Genomic DNA, 25,626 nt, shown 5'->3' on the forward strand with positions numbered 1-25,626 from the left:
GCCAGTCGCTCACTCCCCTCCTTCATGTCAAAGCGCGGGACGGGCAGGCCCCTGTCCAGCCTGCTCCCTGCCTCGCGGCGCCGTGTGCTGCCTGCACCCAGGCGCTCCTCAGCCCCGCTGCTCACGCTGGTACTTCACCCGGTGGCGGCTGCGGCTGGCGGCCTCTACCAGGGCCACCGGCGTCTGGATGTCCTCGCCGGTGCGCGCGGCGCCCACGTTGACCTTCAGGGTCAGGCTGCGGTAACTGAACTGCTCCAGCGCGTCCTGCACGCTCCGCGTGACCTGCGTGAGCTCCTGCGCGCTGGGCTGGTCCAGCAGCACGGCGAATTCATCCGCGCCCCACCGGAACACCCGGTCTCCGCGCCGCCTGTGCTGCGCGAGCCGGCCCGACAGTTCGCGCAGCAGCGCGTCCCCGGCCGCCGCGCCGTACCGTTCATTCACGCGGCGGAACCCGCTGAGGTCCACCAGCAGCAGGCCCAGCGGACGCACCTGCCGGGACGCCCAGCGCTGCTCGAGCGCCCGCGTCAACGCCACGCGGTTTCCGACGCCGGTCAGCGGGTCGCGCAGACTCAGCGTCCGCAGGGTCCACCAGGTGTCCAGCGCCACGAGGGCCGTGCCAATCAGCGCGGCGAACGACAGGGTCACGCCAGGCAGCAGGATGTTCATCAGCCATAGCGGCGCCGAGACGGCCAGTGTGCCGCATGCCAGCGCGAATCCCCACAGGCCCCGCGTGCGCGCGGCGGCGGCCGCCAGCAGCGCGCTCAGCAGCACTGTCAGCCACAGGGGCATCGGCGTGAACGGCGCACCGAGCAGGCTGGACACCGCGCGGGCCTGCACTTCTGTCCTTGAGACGACCTGTCCGGTCACGTCCCGCACGGCCCGCCCGCTGCCGGCGGCGGTAACGCCGATCAGCACCACGCGGCCCTGCAGGGCCCCGCCCCGCACGGTGCCACTCACCACGTCCCGGAAGGAAAGCGCCGGGAGCCGCCCGGGGTCCGGACGGGTCAGGCGGAGCACACGCGGCGCGGCTGTGACCTCCACAGGCCAGCCGGCTGCGGCGGCCAGCTGCCGCGCGAAGCTGGGTTCCAGCTGCCCGTCGGGCGCGGCGTAACCGGTCTGGAAGCTGCGGACCACGCCGCCCGGGCTGATGTTCAGGGCGCTCACGCCGGTCCGGGAGTGCCACGCGGGGCGGGCCAGCTGCCGGGCCTCGCCGGGCGCCGTGGCAACGACGACGTTGGGGCGGCTCAGCACCTCGGTCAGCCGCCGGTCGCTCTGGGCGGAACCGGTGAGCAGGACGTCAAGGCCGATGGCCGCGGCGCCCGCCTGCTCCAGCGTGCCGAGCGCCTGGCCGTACAGCTCACGGGGCCAGCCGCCGATCGGGCCGTAATCGCGCAGGGACGCGTCATCAATGCCGACAACCACCACGCGGCGGTCGGTGGGGGCCATCAGGGCGCGGCTGAGGGCGTCCCACAGGCGCGGGTTGTCCGGCAGGGTCAGGGCCAGCAGTGCGCCCAGCAGCGCCGCGGCGGGCGCGGCGTAGCGGGTCAGGGACCACTCAGCGGAGCGCAGCATTCTCACCATCGTTTCCGGCGGCGCAGCGCCCGCTCAGGTGCGGCGTCCAGGCGAAGGCTCGACCGGGGATGGCACGCCGGGTGTTCCCGGCGCCGCCCACCCCGCTCAGCTCCTGCCTCTGCGCCCGGGGCCGTGTCCAGGGCGCACTCCGGCCGAGGGTCAGTGGCACGGTCCGCACGGAGGTCCGCCCGGAGGAATGGACACCCCCGGCGTCCAGCCGCGCGTTGAGCCCGAAGACAGTGCCGCGCGCCAGGACGGTCCGCCCCCTGCGGAGCTGTGCATGGCGCGCGACCCTCAGGGCGGTCGGTTCGCTGTTCTCGAACGGGCGCAGGGGAACGCCTGCGCCCCTTACGTCTGCCCAGGCGTTCCCCCCCGCGCTCAGGGTCGCGCTACGGTCCAGGCGCCCAGGCCCGTGCGCCCTTCCCTGCCTCTGTGCACGGAACGGCGCAGCGTACCCTGGCGCCGCTTCGCGGTGTGCGCTCAGCGGTCTGCGGGTGAGGTTGACCAACCGGCCGGCCGGTCCGGTGATGATCCGGCGGCCCGGGGCCACGCGCAGGGCGTCCGGGCTGCGCTCCAGCGGGGACGAGGTGACCCCGCTGGAGCGCAGGCGCGGAACCGTCCGGGCGCACCGCCCGGCGCAGGGTGAGGATGGAATGAACCTCATTGTGACTCATGGTACGAAGGAAATCTGACAGTTTTCCCAACGCCGGGCGGCCGGAGGACCGGGCGCTCTATACTCAGGGGCGTGCTTGTTGCCGCGTTGGACGCCAGTAAGGAATACGGACCGCTGACGGTTCTGCAGGACGTGACCTTCGCCGTGCAGCCCGGTGACCGCGTGGGACTCGTCGGCCGGAACGGCGCCGGCAAGAGCACGCTGCTGAAACTCCTGACCGGGCAGCTGACGCCGGACGGCGGCACGGTCAAGCGCGGGCCGGGCGTGCGGGTCCGTTCCCTGCAGCAGGACCCGGTGTTCCCGGTCGGCGCGACGGTGGACAGCGTCCTGGACGCCGCGTTCCACGACCTCGATCAGCTGGAGGCCGAACTGCATGACGCGGCCGAGGCCATGGGCAGCGGCACGCCGGAAAGCATCCTGCACCACGAGGCGGTGCTGGAACACTACGCGCGGCGCGGCGGCTTCGAGCGCCGCAGCCGGAAGGACGCCGTCACGCTGGCGTTCGGGTTCCGGAGCCGTGAGGCGGACCTGGTCGCCAGTCTCAGCGGCGGGGAACGCACCCGTCTGGGCCTCGCGGCGTTGCTCGTGGAGAACCCGGACGTGCTGCTGCTGGACGAACCTACCAACCACCTGGACATCACCATGGTCGAGTGGCTTGAAGCGTTTCTGAGCCGCTACCCCGGCGCGGTGCTGGTCATCAGCCACGACCGGGCGTTCCTGGACAACGTCACGCGCGAAACGGCGTACCTGCGCGGCGGCACCCTGAAGCTGTACCCCGGGAACTACACCACCTTCCGTGAGACGCTCGCCGCCGAACTGGAGCAGCAGGCGGCGCGGCACGCTGTGGAAAGCAAGCAGATCGCGTCGCTGCAGGCCAGCGCGGACCGCATGAAGATCTGGGGGCTGGGCATGAGCAAACTGGCCCGGCGCGCCAAGGCCATGCAGGCCCGCGTGGACCGGATGCAGGCCCGGGCCGTGAGTGCCCCGGCGTCCGAGCAGCGCACCACCCGCATCACCTTTCACGCCCCGGAAAGTGGGGACGTGGTGCTGGACGCGCGGCACGTCACGAGGGTGCTGCCGGGCGGGCGGCCGCTGTTCCGGGACGTGAACGTGCAGATCCGCCGCGGCGAGCGCGTGGCGATCATCGGGCGCAACGGAGCGGGGAAGACCACGTTCCTGCGCATGCTGCTGGGCCTGGAGAAAAGTGACGACGCGCGCGCCCGCATTCTCACCGGGGCGCGCGTGACGGTGGGCTACTACGATCAGGCGCTGCGCGGCGTGGATCCCGGTGAAACGCTGTACGACGTGGCCCGCGCCTACACGCAGAAGGACCCTGAAGCGCACGACCTGCTGGGGACGTTCATGTTCCCGTACGACCAGCACGACAAGCAGGCGCGGATTCTGTCCGGCGGTGAGCGGGCGCGGCTGGCGCTGCTGAAACTCGCCCAGGAGGACCACAACCTCCTGATCATGGACGAGCCCACCAACCACCTGGACATGGAAATGGTCGAGGCGCTGGAGGGCGCGCTGGACGACTTTACGGGCACGCTGGTGATGGTCAGTCACGACCGCGCGTTCATCGAGGGGCTTGCCGACCGCATCTGGCTGATCGAGGACGGGCAGTTCTATGAGTACCCTGGCTGGGAGGACTACCGCGCCAAGCACCGCACGGCCGCCGAACTGGAGGCCGAAGCGCAGGCGGCTGCGCCGAAAGCAGTGGCGAAACCCGAAGCGCCCCGCGCCAAGGGTCTGTGGCACCTGAAGCGGGAAGTGGAAGCCATCGAGGCGGAGATCGCCCGTCTGGAAGAGCAGCTGGAGGCCGCACAGGCCGCCCTGAACGCCGCGCCGGCCGACGCGGACTTCGTGGCGCTGGGTCAGGCGGCCCACGACCTCGAAGTGCAGCTGGACGCGAAGATGGAAGCCTGGGGTGCGCGTCAGGCTGATGTGGAGGCGCGGGGCGGCTGACAGGTTTACGCGCCGTGACCCGCTCCTCTGGACAGCGGGGCATGTGTCTCGGTTCGCAACGCTTATCCTGAGTTCGGAACTCAGGATTATGACGATCCCCCACCCCCACCCCACGACCAGTCCCAGCCCGCAGGACCTGCATGCCCGTTCCCTGCACCGGGCGGCCGAAGCGTACCTGGCGCACACCCATCCCCGCGCGCCGCTGCGCCTGGACCGCGTCACGCTGCATGGCGTCACATACGCCAGCGCGCCTGACCCCGCCGCGCTGCGCCTGAACCGTCCGCTCGCCGAGGAGGTCGTGATGGTGGCCCTGGCCGCCCGGGAAGCCGCCACGCTGACCGGCAGCCCCGCCCCCGAGGACGGCCGGGATGCCCGGCAGCTCCTTGACCAGAGCCTCAACGACCCGGACGAGCGCAGCACGCTGGACGCCTACCTCACCGTGCTGAGTGCCCGCACCCGCGCCCGGCTGCGCCGCGCCTGGAGTGAGGTGGAAGTGCTCGCCGCCGGTCTGCGCGAACACGGCGAGCTGGACGCCGCGCAGGTTGCCCACCGCGTCGCCTGCGCCCAGGGCATCCGCGCGACCCTGCTCAACTGAGCGAGCCCATGAGAGCCGCCTGAGCCGCCATTCCTGGAGTTGAACTCCGCAGTACAGGCACACGTCCTTCCAGAGCGTGCCCCAGGGACCCAACCGCAGCAAGTTCAGCGGTTTACTCCGGATTTGGAGCGTCCCTTTACCTTGCAGTGGCGCTTACCATGCCCCGACCGCGCGGCAGTCATGGTGAACGGTACGGAGGTCCCCCCATGAATGACACTGAACACCAGAGCATGGTCAGCCGCTGTGACGCCACCACCTGCCGCTTCAACGACGACATGGAATGCACCGCCGGCCAGATCGAGGTCAGCCTCAGCGGCCAGAGCGCCCAGTGCATGACCTACACCCCCACCGACGGTATGGGGGACGCGTACGGCGTCAACGCCGAAAACAACTGATCCCACCCCCACAGAGGACCCCGGCCCCGCGCTGGGGTCCTCTCACCTTATCCGCGCCAGGCAGGACCAGACATAGGCCGCCGCACGTTCCCGCGCCGCCTGGTTCTGCGCCAGGCGTGCCCGGTGCTGTGCGAGCAGCAGACCAAATGCCGCCGCGTCGCGCACCGCCAGCCCGCCGGCAGCCCCCGCCACGTGCCGTGCGGTCCGCCACCCGTGAAACAACGCAATGCTCGCCACATCCCACACCCGCACGCCCCGGGCGGCATCCCCGAAATCCAGCAGCGCCGCCAGCCGACCCCTGCGCCACACCAGCTGTCCGCCGTGCAGGTCAGTGTGTACCAACCCAGGCGCCTGCCGCACCACGCGCCGGACCTCAGCCTCCTGGCGGGCCAGGGACGCCCACAGATCAGGTGCCCCCTGAGTCAGAGGCTGGCCTCGCAGGGGCAGGCTGCCCAGCGGCCACACCTCCGGCAGCCGTGACAGCACACCCAGCTCCGGCGTGGCCGCGCTGCCCAGCGGCCCCTCAGAGCGGTCCAGCAGACGCCCGGACCCCGGTCCGGTCAGGGCGTGCAGCGTCCCCAGGACCCGGCCCAGAGCCCCCCAGCCGGCCGGTGAAGGCGGCTGCCCATCGCCGGCTCCCTGGAGTTCCAGCGTGAAGGCCTGGCCCCCAGGGAGCGTGCCCTGGCGCAGCACAGGCGCCGCCGGCAGCCCCAGGCCCGACAGGTGAAGCTGGATCTGCGCCTGCATGCCCAGCTGGGCCTCAGCCGGCCGCGCCACGCGCAGCACCTTCACTCTGTCCGTGAACACCGTGCACGTGGCTCCACGTGCCAGCAGGTGTGCCTCCGGCCCCAGCCACGCCCCGCCAGATCCGGCCCGTCAGCGGTCACGGGCTGCCACTACCACCGGCCGGTCCAGGTGCGTGTAATCCAGCACCACGCCCGCACGGTCCTCCGGGTCCGCTACCCGGAAGTACAGACGGTGGCCGTCGATGTAGCGCCGGTTGCTGGGTGCCTGCGGGTCCGGCGAGCCGTACCCCGGCCCCCGCGCCGCGCCACGCGGCACCGACACTTCAAAGGGCACGCGCAGGAACACCGAATCGTGCCACCAGCCGCGCAGTTCCGGACGGTGCAGGAACAACCCGTCCAGCAGCAGCACACTGCCCGGCACGGCGCGCCGGGCGTGTTCACGGACGGCCTTGTCGCGGGTAACGTCAAACACCGCTGGCCGGTACGAGCCATTCTCCGACAGCGGCTGCAGCAACTCCCGCTCCAGCGCCCCCAGGTCATACGAATCGCGGTAGAAGCCGCCGGGTGAGGTTCGTCCCCGCGTGTACCGCACCGCTCTGAACTGGTGAAAGCCGTCGAGGCTGGCGCGAATCACCGGGCGGTTCAGGGCGCGCAGCCGGCCCGCCAGGTCATCCGCCAGGGTGGTCTTGCCCGCCCCGTCTACCCCGTCGATGGCGACGCGCACCACCGGCCGCGCGGCGTGCGCTGCCAGACGCGCCGTCAGCCACGTCAGCACCGCCTCCCGCCCGGCGTCCGGTCCGGGGGGCAGAGGGGCGGAGCCGGTCAAAGTTGCAGGTCACCCTTCTCGGTCACGTTCAGGCCCTGCGCCACGTCGCGGGCCGCCTGCTGCCGCTCGCGGTCCAGGTACGTCTGCGCCTGCGCGACCTCCCGGTCCAGCACAGTCATGGTCTCCCGGAAGCGGTCCAGGGCCTGCGTGCGGTAGGCGCTGATGGCATCGAGCGCGCCGTACACGTCGCGGAACGCCGCCTGGATGATCTGCGGGTCCACGGTGGCGCTGCCGGCCTGCCGCTGGATTTCCGTGCTCTGCTGTTTGAGCAGCTGCGCCGTGGACCCGATCATGCGGCCCGTCGTGTCGTTCAGCGCCGTCACCTGCCCCAGCACCGCCTGCTGCGTGCCCAGGGCCTGGGAGACCATCAGCGCCGTTTTCAGGGCGCTCACGGTGGTTGTCGTGGCGCGGTCCACGCCCTTGATGAGCTCCAGGTTGTTGCGCCGCACGAGGTCCAGGGCCAGGTACCCCTGAATACTCACGGCCAGTTGCGTGAGCAGGTCCGTGACCCGCTGCCGCACCGCGAAGAGCAGCTCCTCACTTACCATGCGCGCCTTTTCCGGATCGGTGGTCTGCAATTCCTGCAGCCGCTGGGTGAGCGCCTCATCCACCGCCTTGCCCACATGCGCGTACTGCCGGAGTTTCTGCATGGTGTCCCACAGGTGCACCTTCTCGGTCTCGATGGTGGCGTTGTCACGGCGCAGCTCATCCTGTCCCCGGTACAGCGCCTCCAGGATGCCGTTCAGGTGCGACTGCGCACTCTGATAACGGTCGAGGTGATTCTGGACCTTCTTCCCGCCGGGCAGCTTTCCGAACAGTCGCCGCGGGGTGGGGGCCCGGCTGGGGTCCAGCTCCTCCACGGTGCGGCGCAGGTCCGTCAGGCCGCGCAGGATGTCACTGCCCTCTGCGAGCGCTCCGGCCCGCGTGGCCCGCAGCGGCCGGTCCAGCATGCGGTTGCTGCTCTGCGCCGCGGCCCGCTGCTCCGGCAGACCCAGTTCGTGCACGGCGTCGAGCTTGCGCTTGAAGTCCGGCGAGTGCGTGCCGGCGCTGAGCACGTCCTGCGCGAACGCCTGCGCCATCGCTTCCAGACGCGCGCGGTCCTCTGGGGACAGCGGCACCATTTCCGGCGCTTCCTGCGCCTGGACACTGGGCACCGCCTCGGGGGCCTTCAGCAGGGCGTCGGGCGGCGTCAACGGACCAGGTTTCCCATCACTCATGCTCCCATTACGCGCCCGGGCGTCAGCAGGTTGCATCCGGCAAAAGGCGCATCCTCTGCTCCTCCAGGCAGAGATCACCACCCAATAGGGGAGGCGCGGCCGCTCAGCACGCCGCGCCTGTGCCCGTCAGCCTTAAGGGGTCACGCTCACCGGAAATTCGGCTGCGGCGATCCGGACCCCTGTCCCGCTGAACACTGCGCGGATGATGTACTCCCCGGCCGGCAGGGCGCGGCCACTGCTGTCCCGGCCGTCCCAGCGGATCGCCTGAACGTCCATTGTTTCGCCCGGTGCGACGTCGGTTATCACAATCTGCATCGTACACACCGTGTTCGTGGGGGTGCCCCGCACCACCTTCCCGGCCGCGTTCACCACCTCGAAACGCACGTCGCACGCCCCGTGCTGCAGGCGGATGGGGGTATCCCCCTCGTTCGTCAGGGTGAATGTCCAGATCTCTGCCTGCCCGGCCTTCACGCTGCCCGGGCCGCTCAGATTTGCGCTGTGCGCCACGTTCAGCGCGGCGCCCGCAGAGGGCAGGGTCGAGGGGCCAGCCGGCGTGGCGGGCGCCGGCGTGACGGGCGCTGGAGTGGCCGGTGCGCCGGGCGTCACCGTCGCCCCCTTGGGGGGGAGGGCCGGAATATTGAACACGGTCACCTGGGCCTGAGCGATCGAGGCGCCCAGCAGGGCAGCAGTCAGCAGGGAACGCAGGGTCATGCGTTCACTGTGTGCCCGCCCGCCTGACGCTGCGTGAGGAACGCTGAAGGAAACGTGAGGGTTCACGCAGGTATGCTGCCCGGCATGAACCGCAGCGTCACTCTGGCCCGCACCTTCCAGGCCCACCGCTCCGCGCTGCTCGACCTGTACGGGCAGCTGCCCGGCGAGCACGGCACCTTCGCGGCGTGGGACGGCGGCATGAGCTTCATCGGGCAGGCCGACCACCTGTCAGCCAGCACCCACCGGTTTCTGAACATGCTTCAGGGGCAGGCGCCCACCCCCGCCCCGGCGCCCAGTGCGTCCCTGGAAGAAGCCCGCGCCCGCCTGGAGGCGTCCCAGGCCAGCGCCACGCAGGCCATCGCCGCCCTGACCGACGAGGACCTCTCACGGCGCGTTCCGGCGTTCGGGGGCCGGGAGATGCCCCTCGGGGCGCTGGTGGAAACGATCATTACGCACGAGGCGCACCACAAGGGTCAGGTCTGGCTGATGGCCCGCATGATCGGCGTCAAACCGCCCATGTTCATCAAGATGGGCTGAAAGCGGCCAGTCCAGCAGCGCGCCCGGAAATCCACACGGCCCTGGCAGGAGAAACGCCTGCAGGTGACGCTCGGCAACCACGGCCCTGGCGGGCGGGGCGTGAACGCCAGCTGCTCCGCCCACCCGCAGCCAGCCGCGCCAAAGGCGCCCGCTGCACACCGACCCCTTCGCGGCCGCAGCCGCTAGGCGCGCAGCACCCGCAGGTACGCCTCCCAGGGCCCCACCGCGCCGCGCAGCCCGCCTGCCAGGGTCCGCGTGACCTGCGCCAGGTGATCCAGGTCATGCGTGACCCAGGTGGCCAGCAGCTGTTCCAGCGTGACCGTCCCGAACTCCGGGTGGGTGCCCCGGCGTGCCAGGTCCGCTGGTTCCAGGCGCAGCGCCCCAAGCGCCTGCAGGCTCGCCGTGCGTGCCGCCGCAAAATCGTCCAGCAGCGCCGCCAGCGGCCGCTCGCGGCTCGCCGTCAGGTGCGCGAAGCGGTCAAATGGCGGGAACACCACGCGCTCGCCGCACTCCAGCAGCACCCGCGCGCGCGGCAGCCAGTTCGTGCGCTCGGCGTGCGCCAGGTGCGCCACCACATCAGCCGGGCTCCAGGTGCCCTCACCTTCGGTCTGCTGGACCCAGGTGTCCGGCAATCCCCGCAGCAGCGCGCTCAGCACGCCCGGCGTCCGCGCCAGCAGCTGCGTTCCTTCCGCCAGTTGAAAGTTCATGCTGCAGCATTGCAGAGGCCGGAGGTCGGCGGCGGTGCCCTCCGGCCTCTGCGCTCAGTTGATCATCTTCGTCTTGTTCGTCATGAAGTCCATCAGGACGTACTGCCCGATGTTGTGCGGCGTGGTGAAGTACGCCTTGCCTTTGGTCATCTCGCTGACGCGCCGCACAAACCCGACGAGTTCCGGATCGCGGGCCAGCATGAAGGTGTTCACCTGGATGCCGCTGCGGCGGCAGCTGGCCACCTCGCGCAGCGTGGCCCCCATCACGTAGGGGTCCAGGCCATACGCGTTCTTGTAGATGCGTCCGTCCGGCAGCGTGAGCGCCGAGGGCTTGCCGTCCGTGATCATCACGATCTGCTTCATGTCCTTGTTCTCACGCCGGAGCAGCTGCTGCGCGAGGCGCAGGCCACCGGCGGTGTTCGTGTGGTACGGCCCGATCTGCGCCTGCGCCAGTTTCGTCACAGGCACCTCCTCGGCACTGTCATGGAACAGCACAAACTTCACGGTGTCGCCCGGATACTGCGTGCGGATCAGGTGGGCGAGCGCCAGGGCCACCTGCTTGGCCGGCGTGAAGCGGTCCTCGCCGTACAGGATCATGGAGTGGGAGCAGTCCAGCAGCACCACCGTCGCTGCCGACGAGTTGTACTCCGCCTGGCGGATCACGAGGTCGCTTTCCTCCAGCTGATCGAACCCCTTGCTGATGACGTTGCCCAGCGTGGCCGTCGTGTCCAGGTTCAGGGTGTCCCCGAATTCGTAGTTTTTCAGTTCCCCCGTCATCTCCACGCCCGAAGCGTATTCCCGGGTGTCATGCGCGCCGGCACTGGAGCGCCCCAGGCCCCCCATCAGGTCCCGCAGGCTCTTGTACCCCAGGAAGTCAATGCTTTTGTCGGTCAGCTGGAATCTCGCCTCGCCCGGGTCGCCGGGCGCGCCGCCCTGTCCGTTCTCGTCGTCGAACTCCTTGCGGATGAAACCGTCCTGCTGCAGTTTGTCCATCAGGCGCTGAATCTGCTGCCCCAGGCTGGTGTCGTGGATGTCATCGGCCTGCATGGCTTCCAGCAGCTGATCTTCGGGGATCATGTTGCGTTCGGCCAGGGCCTGCAGAATCGCGTCGAACAGGTCGTCCATGCTCGGGCGCGCGTCCGGGTCCGGGTCGTACGGGTCGTTCATGCCCTGACCGAGCAGCGCCTCCTGAATCATCTGCATCAGCTCGCTGCTTTCAAGCTGATCGAGTTCCCCCTCGAATTTGCTGTACCGCGTGACACGCGCCATGTGGACCTCCGTGGGTTCAGCATGGCGCGTTTGGAGCGCGCGGTTTGTAAGGGTCTGGGTGTTTGAGCCCCGCAGCGCACAGCGGCCCTGCGCTGCCCGCACGGCAGGCGCCGTGTGCCCTGCACCTCCTCCGCGGCGCACACGGGCAGGGAAGAAGTGCGCCGGGCCGGGCAGCCCACCGGAACCGGCGTGATCATCAGCAGGGCAGAGATGGCGCGCGGGCCGGCCCGTGAAGATTGCCGCAGGTGCAGTGCAGCGTGAGCGGCCCGGCGTGCGTCAGAATGTGCGGCATGACTGACCAACCCCAGACCGCGCGCCCTGACGCCCGCCTCGTGCGCCTGCACGCCGAGCGCGGAGACCCGCACGCCCGGCTGGCCGGCGCGCTCGCCGACCTGGAAGGCGCCGGGTGGGGCCTGCTGCTGCGTGACGAGGCGGCCCTGGCCCGCCAGCTGACAGCCGCCGTGGGCGCCGGAACGCTGCGCGTGGACGCCCGCATCCGCCTGCACCGCGAAGCGCTCGCCGCCGCCGGACTGGCCGCCGCCGCCCTGGACGCCGACTGGCGCGGCGCGCGCGCCGTGTGGCTGCTGGAACCCAGCGCGGCCGACCTGGACCGCGCGCGGCGTGCAGGCGTGCCCGTGATCGTGGACGCCACCCTCGCGCCCGGCGGAACGTGGCTGGCGCAGGGCGCGGCGCTGGTCACGTACCGCGCGAGCGTGACCCTCACCGGGCACGGGGACGCGCCGCTCAGCGCCCTGTTCGGCGCGGGCCAGGCGCCGCAGCCCGCCGCGGCCCCGCCCAGCGACCTGAGCGTGGCGCTCGCCCTGAGGGACGTGGCGACGCTGCCACTGCGACTGGCGCGCGTGGCGCGCACCGTGACGCAGCTGGCCGAACGGCTGGGCGGCGCGGCGCAGCCGGCCGGTCCCACGGCGCTGCTGCTGGCCCCGGACGCCGCGGCCGACACGGAGGCGCCGCTGGGCGGCGTGCTCGCGGCGGCGTGCAGCGTTCCGGGCGGCGTGCTGCTCAGCCCAGGCCTGGAGGAGGCGGGCGCGGCACTGGCGTTGCTGCGCGCTGCGGAACGGCCTGCGGAGGTCGCTCCGCCCGCGCGTGAACCGGAGCCGGAGAGCCGTGAACCGCGTGAAAGCGACGACCGGCGGGAGTTCCGCGGGGATCGCCGGCCCGGCCGGGAGCGCTTTGACCGCCGTGACCGCCGCGACGGAGACGGGCGCGGCAACGACGCCAGAGGCAGCGACGGACGGGGCAGTGACGGCCGGAGCTTTGACGGGCGCGGCGGCACGCGGGGCCGTTTCGAGCGCCGCGGAGAGCGGCCCGAGCAGCCCGGCGCCCCCTCCCGGCCGGATGTTCCGGAGCGGTTCGCGTTTGAGCCGCCGCAGGAGACGCACCCGGCCGCGCCCAGTGCACAGGCGCCGGCCCCGGTCGCCGCGCAGGGCCCCTTGAGTCCGGCCGAGGAAACCTGGGAACCGGAGATCGTGTTCAGCGATTCACCCTCGCCGGACCACGCGCCGCTGCCCATTCCGGTCAGCAGTGGTCCGGACGCCCCGGTGCTGGAGCAGGTGCCTGATGTGGACCACCAGGCGCTGGAAGACCAGGCGGCGGACGCGGGCGAGGTGCAGGAGGCCCCGGCCGAGGAGGCGGGCGCTTCCGAACCGCTGCCGGCTCCTGAGCCGGAGCCCGCGCCGGTCATCCTGGCGCCGGACCTGCCGGGCGGCAAGGAAGACCCGGCCGCGAACCTCACGGACGAGCAGGCCGCCGTGTACGCCCGCCTGCGCGAGTGGCGCAACGCCGAGGCGAAACGTCAGGAGATCAGCCGGTTCATCATTGCCAGCAACGCCACCCTGGCCGAAATTGCCCGTCGCGTGCCGTACACCCTGGATGACCTGCGGGCCGTGCGCGGCATGGGCCCCGAGCGCCTGCGCAAGTACGGGGATAAGCTCCTGGAAGTCGTGCGCGGCTAGAACTCCGCGGCCGCGTGCCGTTTAACTGGCGGAGGCCCTCTTCCCACCGCGGGAAGGGGGCCTCTGCTGCGGCAGGCCGGGGTCAGGTGGGCGGGACTTCCGGGCCGTAGCGGTGTTCGGGTGGCAGGGGCGCCCGGTCCTGCACGGCCTGCGCGATGCGCGCCGCAAGAGGAAAGTCCACGGCGGCGTACCACGCTTCCTCCAGGCCCGCGCCCGGGGTGGGGGAGTCCCGGTAGACGCACAGCGTGGGGCCGTAACTGCACGCCCCCAGGCAGCCGCTTTCAGTCAGGCGCAGCGTGCCGCCCCGCTTGTAGTACGCCAGCGCCTGGCGTTCCAGGTGGTTCCACAGGGCGCGGTGCAGGAGCGCCGAGCCCCGCGCGAGGCAGTTCTGGCCCTGGCAGACCAGCAGGTGGCCGTTCGTTGGAAAGAACTTGGGGGTCATGCCGGAACGGGTGAGCCGCTCGGCGTTCTGGGACGCCTGCCGGCGTGGGAACGTGGGGTGTTCATGCCTTCTCCTTCGTGCCGGGCGTGGCGCCCGGGGTCAATCCTCGGGGATCACGAGCAGGCGGTCTGCATCCTGGACCACCCTGACGGTCACGCCGTACGCGGCGTGCAGGTGCGCGGGGGTCAGGACCTCGCGGGGGGAACCGCTGGCCTGCACCTGCCCGGCACGCAGCAGCACGAGGTGGTCGGCGCGCGCCGCGAGGTTCAGGTCGTGCAGGACGGCCACGACGCCCAGTCCGCCGGCCACCTCGCAGCGCAGGTAGCGCACGACGTCCAGCGCGTACGCGAGGTCCAGGTGGTTGGTGGGCTCGTCGAGCAGCAGGAAGCGCGGCTGCGCCGCCAGCGCCCGGGCGAGCGCCACCCGCTGCCGTTCCCCGCCGGACAGTTCCGAAACGCGGCGGTCCTCGAAGCGGCGGGTGTCGGTGCGCTCCAGGGCCGCGTTCACGGCCGCCTCGTCCGCGGTGGTCCAGGGCGTGCGGGGCAGCAGGCCGAAGCGCCAGTCGCCCGCGCCGCGCCCGAGGGCCACGACCTCCCGGACGCGCGCGCCGTCGGGCAGCCCCTCGCTCTGCGCGAGGTACGCCAGGTGCCGGGACCGCTGGGGACGGCTCCACTCGCGCAGCGGCCGGCCCGCGAGGCTCACCTCTCCGGCGTGCAGCGGGTTCAGACCGATCAGGGCGCGCAGCAGGGTGCTTTTCCCTGCACCGTTCGGGCCGATCACAGCGCTGAACACCCCCGGGCGGAAGGTGGCGCTCACGCCGCGCACCGCGGGAAAGGACCCGGCGCGCACATGCACGTCCCGGGTCACCAGCGCGCCCTGGAGGTCAGTCACGGGTTTGCCTCCGCAGCAGCCACAGGAAGAATGGGCCGCCCAGCAGCGTTGTGACGATGCCCACCTGCGACAGCGGCGTCGTGCGGGCCAGCAGGTCCGCGAACACCAGCAGCGCCGCGCCCAGCAGCGCGGAGAGCGGCAGCAGCGTGCGGTGACCCGGCCCGAAGGCAAGGCGCACCATGTGCGGCACGATCAGGCCCACGAAGCCGATCACGCCGACGTAGGCCACCGCGCCTGCCGTGGCGAGGCTGGCGGCCACCACCGCGATCAGCCGCAGCCGCTCGACCGGAACGCCCAGGCTGCGGGCCGTGAGTTCACCCAGTTGCAGGGTGTCCAGCGCGCGCGCCAGCAGCAGCAGCGCGCCGCAGCCCAGCGCGGCGTAGGGCAGCACGGTCAGCACGTCCCGCCAGCCGCTGAAGCCCAGGTCGCCCAGCGTGTACGCCAGCACCTGCCGCGCGCGGTCCTCGCCGCGCAGGATCAGCGCGGTCGTGGCCGCGCTCAGGACGCTGCCCACCACCACGCCCGCCAGAATCAGGCGGGTGGGCGGAAAGCGCCGGCCCTCGCGCGCCAGGGTGAGGGTGCACGCCACGGCGCCCAGGGCGCTCAGCAGGGCGGTCACGGGAATCAGGGCGCGCGGCCAGCCGGCCACGATCGCCACGGTGGCCCCCAGGGCGCTGCCACTGGCGACGCCCAGCAGGTACGGGTCGGCCAGCGGGTTGCGGAACACGCCCTGGAACGCGCCGCCGCACACGCTGAGGCTCGCGCCGACCAGCAGCCCCATCACCACGCGCGGCAGGCGGATCTGCCAGACGATCACGTCGTTGCCCGCCAGCGCCTGCCCGGTCGCGCCGCGCCACAGGGCGCCCAGCACCTCCAGGGGCGCAATGGTGACGCTGCCCAGCCCGGTGCCCAGCACCACAGCCAGAAGCAGCAGCGCCGCGAGGCCCAGCGTGCCCAGCGGCAGCGCCAGACCTGGAGCGCGGCGAGCGGCGGCGCCCTCCACTTACTTCTTGACGTCCGCTTTGAACAGTTCCGGGTGCACCAGGCGCGCCAGGCCCAGCAGCGCCTGTGCCAGGCGCGGACCGGGGCGGCCCAGGATGGTGTTCAGCTCGCTGGGAATCGTCACGACCCGCCCGGTTTTCAGGGCGCTGATGCTGGCCCAGCCGGGGCGGGCGCCGGCCGTTGTGGCGTCCACGCCCAGGATCAGCTGCGGGTTGGCTTTCACGATGAACTCGGGGTCCACTTTCGGGAAGTCCCCCATGCTCACCGGAATGATGTTGCGCGCGCCGGCTTTGGTGAGCAGCACGCCCATGAACGAGTTCGGGCCGATGGAGTACGGTGTGGGGTCGATCTCGAAGTACGCGGTGGGTTTACGCACGGCGTTCTTCGTCAGGATTTCCACGCGGGCAATGTCGCTTTTCAGTTTCGTGACAAGCGCCTTGGCCTGCGCCTCGCGGTTGACGATCCTGCCGAGCAGCAGCGTCCGGCTGAACACCTCATCGTAGGTTTCGGGGTTCACCGCGATCACCGTGATGCCCGCCTGGCTGAGCGGTTCGGCCAGCTTGCCGTACTTGCTGACCAGCACCAGGTCGGGTTTCAGGGCGACCATCGCCTCGATGTTCGGGTTGTACAGGCCGCCCACCTTCGGCAGTTTCGTGACCTGCTGCGGATAGTCGCTGTACTCGTCCACGCCGATCAGGCGGTCGCACGCGCCGATGGCGCACAGGGTCTCGGTGGTGCTGGGCAGCACGCTCACGATCCGTTTCGGTTCGGCCTTCAGGGTGACCTTGCGGCCCAGGTCGTCCGTGAAGGTCAAGGGGTAGGTGGTGGCGCCGGCCACGCCGGACAGGGTCACGGCGGCCAGGGCAGTCAGGGTCAGGATGTGTTTCATGCTGGGCGCTCCTTGCCTCCCGCCGGAACGGAGCGCGCCGCCCGGAGGGGGCGGCGGGGGGTGGGTGTCCGTGAGGCGCGCCCGCAGAAGCAGGGGCCGGCACGGCGGTCCCCCTGTCCGCGGGAGGTCATGCCACACGCACCCCGGCAGGGGCGGGCGTGAACGGCGGGGGTGCCCGGCCCTCCCCGCGTTGGGGGTTGCCGTTGCGCGGCAGGGCCGGACTCTCACCGGACTTCCCCCGCAGCCGTCCCCGCCAGTATAGCGCCGGGGCCTACAGCCGCTGTCCGACGGGCACGGCCAGCGTTCCCAGCACCTCGGCCAGTTGCGCAGTGACCGCCTTGATGCCCCCGCGCGGGGAGATCGGCTCACCGAAGTGCACGATCCAGCGTTTCCCCTCGCGGCTGAGGCCGGCCGGCAGGATCGGCGCGCGGCCCTTGGCGGCAATCAGGGCCACGCCGCCCTGCATCGCCGCGCCGCCGCGCGTGCCCTGCGGGAAGATGCCCACCGTGCCGTTGGCCTTCAGGATGCGCAGCGCCGTCCGCACGGCCCCCAGGTCGTTCCCGCTGCGGTCCACCGGGAAGGAGCCGCCCGCGCGGATGATGTCCCCGATCCCCGGAAGGAACAGTTCCTTTTTCGCCATGAACTGCAGGAAGCGCCCCGGCGGCAGGGCGCGGGCCACCAGGAACGGGTCCAGCGAGCTGACGTGATTGGCGGCCACCACCAGCGGCGTGCCGGGCGCCGGCACGTTCTCCCGCCCGTGCACCTCCAGATGCATGCCGCTGAACAGCACCGGCAGGTAGGTGGTGTCCACCACCAGGCGGTACACGCGCGGGTTGACGGGAGGCGGGCCAGGTTCAGGGGCGGGGCGGGGCCTGGGGGGTGGGGAGCCGGAACCGGGCGTGTCAGGGCGGACAGCGTCGCTCATTCTCCAGAGCATACGCGTCCTGTCCGCGTGCGGGCGGGCACCTGCGGCCTTGTCAGGTGCCGCCGGACGGGTCGCCGGGCTCGTCGTCTTCCTCGTCAGGGTCCTCGCCCTGATCCTCGCTGGCCCAGTCACCGCTGGCCCAGTCGCCGGCCAGGACGCTCCGCACCGCCTCGATCCGCTCGCGGCACTGCGCGTACGCGGTCCGGGCTTCCTCCAGCAGGGGCAGCACGCGGTCCAGGTCGGCCTCGCCGGACTCCAGTTCGGCCGCGATGCGTGACAGGCGCGCGTAGGCCTCCCGGTACGAGGCTGGGGTCACCTGGGGATCCGTCATGCCGCGCATGCTAGCGCGGCGGAGTGAGACCGGGCGTGGCGGGCCGCGCGGCGCTGCTCTACCCTGCGCGCATGACTGCTCCCGGCACCCCGGACCCTGCCCTGCCCGACACGCAGCACTTCGACCTGACGGCCCTGCCCGGCCCGGCGCGCTACAAGCTCCTGACGGCCACGGTCGTGCCCCGCCCGATCGCGTGGGTCAGCACGCGCGGCGCCGACGGGCACGTGAACCTCGCGCCGTACTCGTTTTTTGGCCTGATGGGCAGCGATCCGCCCGTGGTGGCCTTCGCGCCCGGCGACCGGCCCGACGGAACGCCCAAGGACACCGCCCTGAACATCGGCGCCGGCGGCGAGTTCACGGTGAACCTGGTGAGCGCGGCGCTTGCGCAGACCATGAATGCCAGCGCCACCGACTTTCCGCACGGTTACGCGGAACCCGCTGCCCTGGGCATTGCCCTGGTGCCGGGCGTGCAGGTGGGTGTGCCGCGCGTGGCGGGCGCGCCGGCCGCGCTGGAGTGCCGCGAGGTGCAGACCCTCCTGATCGGCCGGACCCGCATCATTCTGGGCGAGGTGCTGGGCCTGACCCTGCGCGCCGACGCCGTGCAGGACCCGCAGCGGCACCACGTGGACACCGCCGCGCTGGACCTGGTGGGCCGGATGGGCGGGCGCGGCACCTATACGCTCACGCGGGACACCTTCGCCATTGACCGCGTGAGTTTCGAGACGTGGCAGAACCGCCAGACGCAGGACTGACGATCCCCTACATGGGTTCGCTGCCCACCTTCAGTGCGCCGTCCGCCCAGATGTAGCGCGCGGCGAGCGTCCGGTAGGGCGCCCAGCGCTCCAGCACCGCTGTGGCCGGCACATCCGGGTACAGGCCGGCCAGCGCCTGCCGCAGCGCCAGGTCGCCGAGGCTGAACACGTCCGGGCGGGCCAGGGCGAAAATCAGGAACATCTCCGCGGTCCAGCGGCCAATGCCGGGCATGGGGATCAGCTCGGCAATGACGGTCGCGTCGTCCTGCTCAGCCAGATGAGCGAAATCCACCGCGCCGCTGCTGGCGGCCTGCGCGATGGCCTGCACGGTGCGCACCTTCGCCCACGACAGGCCCGCGGCGCGCAGCGTCCCGCCGGGCGCGGCCAGCAGCGTGCCCGGGGTGAGCTCCCCGAGCTGCTGGCGCACCCGGTCGTAGATGGTCTGCGCGGCCTTCACGCTCAGCTGCTGCCCGGTCACGTTGCGGATCAGGGTGCCGAACGGGTCGGGGGTGGGGGTCAGGACCTTCAGTTCACCGACCCGCTCGATGATGGCGGCCATCGCGGGGTCCCGGGTCAGGTGGGCGACGGCGGCTCCGTGGTGCGTGAGGGGCGCCCGGGTGAGGGGAAGGGACATGCCGGTCATTGTGCGGGAAACGCAGCGAGCGAACCGGGGGGTGGCCCGGTTCGCTCGGAGGGGTCTGGGGTTACTGCGCGCTGATTCCCGTGTTGTTGTAGATCCAGTTCACGTAGCCGTTCACGCGGGTGTACACGCCGTACCCGCGGCATTCCACCGGGCCGTACGACACGATGCCCAGCACGTAGAACCTGTTGTTGTACCGCGCGGCGAGCGGGCCGCCGCTGTCGCCGTTGCAGGAGTCCTTGCCGGCGTCGTACTTGCCGCAGATGGTGTTGCTGGGGCGGCTGCCGCAGTCGCTGCCGGTGGGCGTGATGGGCAGCGTGACCTCACGCAGCGCGCGGTTGCTGTACGCGCCGGTTTCGGTCTTGCCCCAGCCGCTGACTGTGGCGTACTTGCCGTTCACGTCCAGCGCGCTTTCCGTGGTGTTGTTGGGCAGCGCGGCCGTCTGGACGGTGCTGCCCAGCGTGAACGCCGTTCCTACCTTGATCAGCGCGATGTCGTACGCGTCGGCGCTGCTGGAGTAGTACGGGTGAACGATGATCTGCGACGGAGTGCGCAGCTGACCGCTCGTGGTGGTCAGGTCGTTGATTCCGGCGCGCACGCGCATCTGGCTGGCGCTGTAGCCCACCACGCAGTGCGCGGCGGTCAGCACCCAGGTGCTGCTGATCAGCGTGCCGCCGCACCACCCGCCGGACAGTTCGGTGCTGGGCGTCACGCTGACCTGGTAGGGACGGTTCGTGACGCTCGTAACCGTGCCGTACACGATCTGGCTGCCGATGGCGTCCGGGAAGGCCTTCTCGGTTCCGGTGACCGTCACGGTCTCCTGGGGCAGTCCGGCGTCAGGGGCGGTCTGGGTGGAGCAGGCGGACAGGGCCAGGACGCCCAGGGCGGTCATGACAGCGTGCAGTGACTTGAACATGTTGAACCTCGCGGGGAAGAAGAGAAGACGATGACGAGATCACCGGCGGGTTTCCACGCCCGCCGGTGAAAGGGCCGCTTACTTGGTTTCGGTCAGGGTGTAGCTGCCGGAGCCGCTGTAGCCGTAGACCTCCCAGCGGTAGGTGCCGCTGGTGGCCGCGTAGTTGATGGCTTCGGTGCTGGTGCCGCTTGTGCTGCTGGCCACGTCCACCCAGCTGCTGCCGTTGTACTTCTGGAGGTACAGGTCGAAGTCGGTGCCCGACGGGCCGCTCAGGTTGCCCTTCAGGGTGCCGCCGGCGTAGGAGAAGCCGCTGGTGCCGGGTTTGAAGCTGCTGGTGCCCTGGCTGACGGTCCCGGTGTACGTGGTGGTCGTGCCGGTGCTGGGGGGCGTGGCCGTGCCGGTGTAGAGCAGGCGGTTGGGGCTGCCGGTGCCGATGTTCGTCAGTTTGCCGGTGGTGGCGTTGTTGATCATGGCGCTGGTCACGGCGCTCGTGGTGCTGTTGCCGGCGGCGATCAGCAGGGCGGCGGCGCCGGCGACGTGCGGGGTGGCCATTGAGGTGCCGCTGATGGTGTTAGTGGCGGTGGTCGAGCCGATCCACGTGCTGGTGATACCGGTGCCGGGCGCGAAGAGGTCCAGGCAGCTGCCGTAGTTGCTGTACGTGGTGTCGCGGCTGTCGGTTTTCGTGGTGGCGCCGACCGTGATGGCATTCGCGGCGCGGGCGGGGGAGACGTTGCAGGCGTTCTGGTTCTCGTTGCCGGCGGCGACCGCCATCACGAGATTCTGCGCCGCGGCGTTGTTCACGGCGTCATCCACGGCCTGGCTGGCCCCGCCGCCCAGGCTCATGTTGGCCACGGCGGTCGCGCTGCCCTTGTTGCTCACGGCCCAGTTCACGCCGGCGATCACGCCGGAGTTCGTGCCGCTGCCCTGGCAGTCCAGGACCTTCACGGCGACCAGGGTCACGCCCTTGGCGACGCCGTAGGTGCTGCTGCCGACCGTCCCGGCGACGTGGGTGCCGTGTCCCTGGCAGTCGCTGTTGTTGCCGTCCCCGGTGGTGTTCGTGCCCCAGATGGCCCGCCCGCCGAAGGCGGTGTGGCCGGTGTTGATGCCCGTGTCGATGATGTAGGCTTTCACGCCGCTGGCCGTGCTGCTGTAGGTGTAGTTGCCGTCCAGGGGAAGGCTGCGCTGGTCGATGCGGTCGATGCCCCAGGTGGCGCCGGACTGCGTGGCGCTCATGTGCATCGCGGCGTCCTGCTCGATGTACTTCACGCGGGGATCGGCCTGGAGCCGGGCGACGTTCTGGGTGCTGAGCCGGGCGGCAAAGCCGTTCAGGGCGGCGCTGTAGACGTGCTGCACCTGCACGCCCTGCGGGTCGAGGCCCAGCGTGCTGACCAGGCCGCTGGCGCTCTGGCTGCTGAGGTTGCTGGCCGCGCCGTCGCTGAACACGACGATGTACTGCCCGGGGATCGCTTCGGGGTTGCTGGTGCCCAGGAGGGGCGCACTGGTCTGGCCGCGGGCCGTGGTGGCGGCCTGCGGGGCGGACTGCTGCTGCCCACAGGCGGCGAGGAGCAGCGTAAGCGCGAGGGTACCGAGGGTGGCAGTGCGTGCATTCATGAGGTGACCTCCTGGGCTGTTCCGATGTTCAGGGCATGGCCGCCGGTCGCGTGCAGGGCACAGCGGCGAGGCGCAGTCAAGCGAATCTGGGAACTCTGAAGATGATACGCAGCTGAACGTTCCGTGTTGATGAACGCCCCGGTGCCTCACAGCGATTTGTGCGTTTGCAGTTCAAAAAGATTGAAAAAGAGGTCCCCTGACGTCTTATTCATCTGTCCAGTATATCCGAACGATTAGATTCATCTGGAATCCATATGAGAAAAATCTCATCTTTCATATCTGACCCGAAAGTCACTTTCAGCGAGATGACAGGAATACGGGCGTCATACCTTTCATATGACAGGATGGGCGGAATCAAGATGAGGAAGACACCCCGGGCTCCAGCTCTTGCGCTGCCGGCCAGACCGCCCGGCCTGCCCTGCAGAGGCCCGGTCAGAGCGCATACCGGTCCCCCGCTTCATGCAGGCGGGACCTTTGGCCTTTACAGGTGCCAGCCGCCAGCCACCTCGAGTTCCTGCCCCGTCACGTAATCCCCCGCCCGAACAAAAAACAGCGCCGCGTCCACGAGCTCCCGCACCGTTCCCACCCGCCCGGCTGGAATTTCCCGCACCGGCTGGCTCACACTCGTCTCGATGACCCCGGGGCTCACCACATTCACGCTCACCCCGGAACCCGCCAGGGTCACCGCGAGCGACTTCGACAGCTGCACCACGCCCGCCTTCGCCACCACGTAAGGCACGATTCCCGGCCGCGCCACCCCCACTGACGCGCCTGCAAACCCCAGGTTCACTACCCGGCCCCACCCGCGTCCCCGCAGCAGCGGGGCTGCCTCCTGGCACGTGGCGAACGTGGACGTCAGGTTGCTGCCCAGCATGTCCGCCCACTCCTCATCACTTGTTTCCAGGACAGGGCGGTTCACGTAATTGCCGACATTGTTCACGAGCACCGCCAGCCCCGAATCCGCAAAGGCCGCGTGCGCGCCGCGCACCAGCGCCCGCGCCTCGGCAGGCACCCGCACATCGGCCTGCAGGGTCACGGCCCGGACGCCCTGCGCCCGGCACGCCCGCGCCGTGGCCGCTGCGTCGTCGGCGCTCTCCCGGTAATGCACCGCCACATCGAATCCCTCATCGGCCAGCGCCACCGCCAGCGCCCGGCCGATGCCACGGGCCGCGCCGGTCACCAGCGCCGTGCCGCGCCCACTCACTGTTCTCCCTGCCGCAACGCCAGGGTCACCAGCGTGCGGGTCACGGCGTTCAACGGGTAGTCCAGCGCCTCGTGCAGATGCACCCAGGCCCACTCCTCAATTTCCTCGTTCGGCTGGATCTCAGTGCCGTCAGTACTCGCGAAGAAATCCACCAGCAGCATGTGCGCCGGCCGGTGAAACTCCTCGCTCAGGACGGACTCCTGCGTCTGCGCGTACTGCACGTCCCGCAGCGTCAGTCCCACCTCTTCCTCGAATTCCCGCTGCACGGCCGACAGCAGCGTCTCGCCCCATTCCACCTTGCCGCCCGGCACGCCCCACAGCCCCCGCCACTTCGTGGTGCGCACCAGCAGCACCCGGCCGTCGCGGCCCCACACCAGCGCTCCCACGCACACCAGCGGTCTGTCCATGCGCGCAGCCTAGCGTGCCGGCCGCGCCCCGGTCCGGGTGAACCCCTACCGACCCTGCCGGCGCATCACGCGGCGTTCCAGTCCCGTAATCAGCGCGTACACCAGCACCCCGTAGCCCACCAGCAGCGCAATGGCTGCGAACTGCGCGGCCTTGTTCTGGTACACGCCCGCCACCTGCACGGTCAGGCCCAGGCCCTTCTGGTTCGGATCCACGAACTCCCACACCACCGCCCCGATCAGCGCGAGGCTCGCCGCAAGCCGCAACCCGCCCAGCATCACGGGCAGCGCGCCGGGCAGTTCCAGGCGGGTCAGGCGTTGCCAGGGCGTGGCCCGCAGCGTGCTGAACAGCTCATGGAAGGTGCCTTCCAGTTCCCGGACGCCCACCAGGGTGGACACCAGCATCGGGTACAGCGCACTCAGGGCCGACACCACCACGGCCGGCAGGAACCCGAAGCCCAGCCAGGACACCAGCAGGGGCGCCAGCACCACGATGGGCGTACTCTGCGACGCCACAATGAACGGACTGAGAAAACGTTCCAGTGCCCGCCACTTCGCCAGCGGGTACCCGATCAGCATGCCCAGCAGCGCGCCGATCAGTGTGCCCAGCAGCGCGGTACGGACCGTCACCCCGAACGCCGCGAGCAGCGCCGGCGCCGTACGCACGGCCTCGCGCCACACTGCGCCCGGCGTGGGCAGCAGGAACGGCTGCTTCAGTGTGGCGGCCACCCCCTGCCAGAGGGCCAGCGCCACCCCCACCGCCAGGGCCGGCAGCAACCACGACAGGCTGCGCGCCCCACGGCCCTCGACCCGCAGCCGCGTGGAATCCCCGGTGCCCAGGACGGCCCGCAGGTGCGCCTCCAGGCCGTCCGTGTAGGCGCTCACGCGGCCCTCGCCGCGCGTATCAAGCACTTCCACGATCTGCCCGCCGCGCAGCACCGCCACCCGGTCGGCAAGCCACACGGCCTCCCGGATCGAGTGCGTGACCAGCACGGTGGTGCGGCCGGTCTTCTCGTGCAGGTGCCGCAACTCCGCGTTGAACCGCTCGCGCACCAGAGCGTCAAGCGCCGCGAAAGGCTCGTCGAGCAGCAGCACGTCCCCGCTCTGCGCCAGCGCCCGGGCCAGCGCCACCCGCGCCCGCATGCCGCCCGACAGCTGCGCCGGGAAGTACGGCCCGTACGCCTCCATGCCCACCATCTTCAGCGCCTCGTGCGCTTCCAGTCCGCCCCCTGCACGCAGGTCCGCGGGCAGCTGCACGTTGCGCAGCGCCGAGCGCCACGGCAGCAGCCGGTAATCCTGAAACACGAGTGCCGGCGGCGTCGAAACGTGCACCGTTCCCGCCTCGGGGCGCAGCAGTCCTGCCAGCACGCGCAGCAGCGTGCTTTTCCCGCCGCCCGACGGGCCGATCAGCGCCAGGAACTCCCCGCGCCGGACGTCCAGCGTCACGCCGTTCAGAATGACCTCCCCGCCCAGGCGGACCGTGACGTCCGTCACGCCCAGCGGCGCACTCAAGCCTCTGCTCCGCCTGCTGTCCGCAGCGCGGGCCGCCCGAGGGTGTTCACGAGCACCACGCCCGCCACGGCCACCGCGCCGCCCAGCAGCGTCAGCAGGCCCGGTACCTCGCCCAGCCACACCCACGCGATCAGCACCGCGAACACCGGCGAGACGTACAGGAACGATGTCGTGACCCCCGCTCCCACCCGCGCAAGCGCGAACGTCCACGTCAGGTACGCCAGGGCCGCCGGAAACAGCCCGATGTACACCAGCGCCAGGTGCGCCCCGAGGGGCGCGCGCGCCAGTTCCCCCGCGAAGCCCGGCACGAACACCAGCATCGGCACAGTTCCGGTAATCAGCGACCACACCGTGAAGTGCAGCGGGTTCATGCGCGACAGCAGCGGCTTCTGAAACACGAAGTACACGCTCGTGAACACCGCCGCCGCCAGGATCAGCAGCGCGCCCTGCGTGAAACTGACGCCCTGCCCGCTGCCCAGCACGATCAGCGTCACCCCCCCCAGGCTCACCAGGGTGCCCAGCCACCCCAGCGCGTTCAGCCGCTCGCCGGAAAAGCGCGTGGCGAGCAGCGCCGTGATCACCGGGCCCGCCGCGATGATCAGGCTGGCGGTGCCGGCCGGGACACTCACCTCGCCGTAGTTCAGGCACACGTGGTACAGCGTGATGCCCGAGAAGCTGAGCAGCGCAATGCGCGCCAGGTCTCCCCGGGGCGGCACCGGAATGCGCGCCACGAGTGCATACGCCGCCAGCGCCGCGCTCGCCACGAGGAACCGGTACAGCGTCACGTGCCCCGGCGAGAAGACCTCCAGGCCCGCGCGGATTCCCGCGAACGCCGAGGCCCAGAACACGATCGTCACCAGAATGGCCCCCAGAGAGAGAACGTCCAGCCGGCCGGGCACAGGGGAAGCGCGCATACGCCCC

General features: G+C 70.9%; 26 protein-coding genes. 6 read left to right on the plus strand and 20 right to left on the minus strand.

Going from position 1 to position 25,626, the window contains the following annotated elements:
• Window positions 1-108: 108 nt before the first annotated feature.
• Entirely contained in the window at window positions 109-1,572 is a 1,464-nt protein-coding gene (locus LAJ19_RS01475; RefSeq protein WP_225476565.1) for a CHASE2 domain-containing protein, read from the minus strand.
• A 745-nt stretch (window positions 1,573-2,317) separates the two neighbouring features.
• On the opposite strand from LAJ19_RS01475, the gene LAJ19_RS01480 reads away from it, so the two are divergent.
• The 3 genes from LAJ19_RS01480 (at window position 2,318) to LAJ19_RS01490 (ending at window position 5,200) form a co-directional block, all read left to right on the plus strand.
• Entirely contained in the window at window positions 2,318-4,210 is a 1,893-nt protein-coding gene (locus LAJ19_RS01480; RefSeq protein WP_225476566.1) for an ABC-F family ATP-binding cassette domain-containing protein, read from the plus strand.
• Window positions 4,211-4,298: 88 nt separating this feature from the next.
• On the plus strand, window positions 4,299-4,805 hold the full coding sequence (locus LAJ19_RS01485; RefSeq protein ID WP_225476567.1) for a hypothetical protein: 507 nt from the start codon (window positions 4,299-4,301) through the stop codon (window positions 4,803-4,805).
• A 206-nt stretch (window positions 4,806-5,011) separates the two neighbouring features.
• A complete protein-coding gene (locus tag LAJ19_RS01490; protein WP_225476568.1) occupies window positions 5,012-5,200 on the plus strand; it encodes a DUF1540 domain-containing protein in 189 nt (62 codons plus the stop codon).
• 42 nt (window positions 5,201-5,242) lie between these two features.
• On the opposite strand, the gene LAJ19_RS01495 is transcribed toward LAJ19_RS01490, so the two are convergent.
• The 4 genes from LAJ19_RS01495 to LAJ19_RS01510 form a co-directional block, all read right to left on the minus strand.
• Window positions 5,243-6,007, minus strand: coding sequence for an aminoglycoside phosphotransferase family protein (locus LAJ19_RS01495; RefSeq protein ID WP_225476569.1), 765 nt, complete (start codon window positions 6,005-6,007; stop codon window positions 5,243-5,245).
• Window positions 6,008-6,076: 69 nt separating this feature from the next.
• Complete coding sequence (locus tag LAJ19_RS01500) at window positions 6,077-6,772, minus strand: nucleoside/nucleotide kinase family protein (protein WP_225476570.1); 696 nt, start codon at window positions 6,770-6,772, stop codon at window positions 6,077-6,079.
• Window positions 6,769-7,989, minus strand: coding sequence for a toxic anion resistance protein (locus LAJ19_RS01505; RefSeq protein ID WP_225476571.1), 1,221 nt, complete (start codon window positions 7,987-7,989; stop codon window positions 6,769-6,771). Before LAJ19_RS01505 ends, LAJ19_RS01500 begins: the two co-directional genes overlap by 4 nt.
• A 132-nt stretch (window positions 7,990-8,121) precedes the next feature.
• Window positions 8,122-8,700 carry a flagellar hook assembly protein FlgD gene (locus tag LAJ19_RS01510; RefSeq protein ID WP_225476572.1) on the minus strand — a complete coding sequence of 193 codons (579 nt, stop codon included), beginning with the start codon at window positions 8,698-8,700 and terminating at the stop codon, window positions 8,122-8,124.
• An 84-nt stretch (window positions 8,701-8,784) separates the two neighbouring features.
• Between LAJ19_RS01510 and LAJ19_RS01515 the strand changes: the two genes are divergently transcribed.
• Window positions 8,785-9,237 (plus strand): DinB family protein, encoded by a 453-nt coding sequence (locus tag LAJ19_RS01515; RefSeq protein ID WP_225476573.1) that lies wholly within the window; start codon window positions 8,785-8,787, stop codon window positions 9,235-9,237.
• 182 nt (window positions 9,238-9,419) lie between these two features.
• Here the strand turns inward: LAJ19_RS01515 and LAJ19_RS01520 are convergent, their stop codons facing one another.
• Both LAJ19_RS01520 and LAJ19_RS01525 read right to left on the minus strand, forming a co-directional pair.
• Entirely contained in the window at window positions 9,420-9,944 is a 525-nt protein-coding gene (locus LAJ19_RS01520) for a DinB family protein (protein ID WP_225476574.1), read from the minus strand.
• Window positions 9,945-9,998: 54 nt separating this feature from the next.
• A complete protein-coding gene (locus tag LAJ19_RS01525; RefSeq protein WP_225476575.1) occupies window positions 9,999-11,213 on the minus strand; it encodes a vWA domain-containing protein in 1,215 nt (404 codons plus the stop codon).
• A gap of 290 nt (window positions 11,214-11,503) precedes the next feature.
• Between LAJ19_RS01525 and LAJ19_RS01530 the strand changes: the two genes are divergently transcribed.
• The gene (locus tag LAJ19_RS01530; protein WP_225476576.1) at window positions 11,504-13,186 is read left to right on the plus strand and encodes an HRDC domain-containing protein; all 1,683 of its coding nucleotides are present in this window, start codon (window positions 11,504-11,506) and stop codon (window positions 13,184-13,186) included.
• Window positions 13,187-13,268: 82 nt separating this feature from the next.
• Here LAJ19_RS01530 and LAJ19_RS01535 read toward each other — a convergent pair whose 3' ends face one another.
• The 6 genes from LAJ19_RS01535 to xseB form a co-directional block, all read right to left on the minus strand.
• A complete protein-coding gene (locus LAJ19_RS01535) occupies window positions 13,269-13,628 on the minus strand; it encodes a (2Fe-2S) ferredoxin domain-containing protein (protein ID WP_225476577.1) in 360 nt (119 codons plus the stop codon).
• Between the two features lie 99 nt (window positions 13,629-13,727).
• Window positions 13,728-14,519: an ABC transporter ATP-binding protein gene (locus LAJ19_RS01540; protein ID WP_225476578.1), complete on the minus strand. Its 792-nt coding sequence runs from the start codon at window positions 14,517-14,519 to the stop codon at window positions 13,728-13,730.
• Window positions 14,512-15,522 carry a FecCD family ABC transporter permease gene (locus LAJ19_RS01545; RefSeq protein WP_432804221.1) on the minus strand — a complete coding sequence of 337 codons (1,011 nt, stop codon included), beginning with the start codon at window positions 15,520-15,522 and terminating at the stop codon, window positions 14,512-14,514. The genes LAJ19_RS01540 and LAJ19_RS01545 overlap by 8 nt, the downstream gene beginning before the upstream one ends.
• Window positions 15,523-16,410 carry an ABC transporter substrate-binding protein gene (locus LAJ19_RS01550; RefSeq protein WP_225476579.1) on the minus strand — a complete coding sequence of 296 codons (888 nt, stop codon included), beginning with the start codon at window positions 16,408-16,410 and terminating at the stop codon, window positions 15,523-15,525.
• A gap of 271 nt (window positions 16,411-16,681) precedes the next feature.
• A complete protein-coding gene (locus tag LAJ19_RS01555; protein ID WP_225476580.1) occupies window positions 16,682-17,335 on the minus strand; it encodes a lysophospholipid acyltransferase family protein in 654 nt (217 codons plus the stop codon).
• A gap of 52 nt (window positions 17,336-17,387) precedes the next feature.
• Window positions 17,388-17,666, minus strand: coding sequence for an exodeoxyribonuclease VII small subunit (xseB, locus tag LAJ19_RS01560; RefSeq protein WP_225476581.1), 279 nt, complete (start codon window positions 17,664-17,666; stop codon window positions 17,388-17,390).
• A gap of 71 nt (window positions 17,667-17,737) precedes the next feature.
• Here xseB and LAJ19_RS01565 point away from each other — a divergent pair, with 71 nt between their 5' ends.
• Window positions 17,738-18,418, plus strand: coding sequence for a flavin reductase family protein (locus LAJ19_RS01565; RefSeq protein WP_225476582.1), 681 nt, complete (start codon window positions 17,738-17,740; stop codon window positions 18,416-18,418).
• A gap of 7 nt (window positions 18,419-18,425) precedes the next feature.
• Here the strand turns inward: LAJ19_RS01565 and LAJ19_RS01570 are convergent, their stop codons facing one another.
• The 7 genes from LAJ19_RS01570 to LAJ19_RS01600 form a co-directional block, all read right to left on the minus strand.
• Complete coding sequence (locus tag LAJ19_RS01570; protein WP_225476583.1) at window positions 18,426-19,052, minus strand: DNA-3-methyladenine glycosylase family protein; 627 nt, start codon at window positions 19,050-19,052, stop codon at window positions 18,426-18,428.
• 70 nt (window positions 19,053-19,122) lie between these two features.
• Window positions 19,123-19,974: a serine protease gene (locus LAJ19_RS01575; protein WP_225476584.1), complete on the minus strand. Its 852-nt coding sequence runs from the start codon at window positions 19,972-19,974 to the stop codon at window positions 19,123-19,125.
• Between the two features lie 78 nt (window positions 19,975-20,052).
• Window positions 20,053-21,585: a S8 family peptidase gene (locus LAJ19_RS01580; RefSeq protein WP_225476585.1), complete on the minus strand. Its 1,533-nt coding sequence runs from the start codon at window positions 21,583-21,585 to the stop codon at window positions 20,053-20,055.
• Between the two features lie 481 nt (window positions 21,586-22,066).
• Window positions 22,067-22,789, minus strand: a complete 723-nt coding sequence (tmpR, locus tag LAJ19_RS01585) for a bifunctional dihydropteridine reductase/dihydrofolate reductase TmpR (RefSeq protein ID WP_225476586.1) — start codon at window positions 22,787-22,789, stop codon at window positions 22,067-22,069.
• Window positions 22,786-23,196 carry an NUDIX domain-containing protein gene (locus tag LAJ19_RS01590; RefSeq protein WP_225476587.1) on the minus strand — a complete coding sequence of 137 codons (411 nt, stop codon included), beginning with the start codon at window positions 23,194-23,196 and terminating at the stop codon, window positions 22,786-22,788. The genes tmpR and LAJ19_RS01590 overlap by 4 nt, the downstream gene beginning before the upstream one ends.
• Before the next feature lie 45 nt (window positions 23,197-23,241).
• On the minus strand, window positions 23,242-24,705 hold the full coding sequence (locus LAJ19_RS01595; RefSeq protein ID WP_225476588.1) for an ABC transporter permease subunit: 1,464 nt from the start codon (window positions 24,703-24,705) through the stop codon (window positions 23,242-23,244).
• Complete coding sequence (locus LAJ19_RS01600) at window positions 24,702-25,619, minus strand: DMT family transporter (RefSeq protein WP_225476589.1); 918 nt, start codon at window positions 25,617-25,619, stop codon at window positions 24,702-24,704. Before LAJ19_RS01600 ends, LAJ19_RS01595 begins: the two co-directional genes overlap by 4 nt.
• Window positions 25,620-25,626: the final 7 nt, after the last annotated feature.

It is taken from the genome of Deinococcus taeanensis (genome assembly GCF_020229735.1).
GTDB classification, from domain to species: Bacteria; Deinococcota; Deinococci; order Deinococcales; family Deinococcaceae; genus Deinococcus; species Deinococcus taeanensis.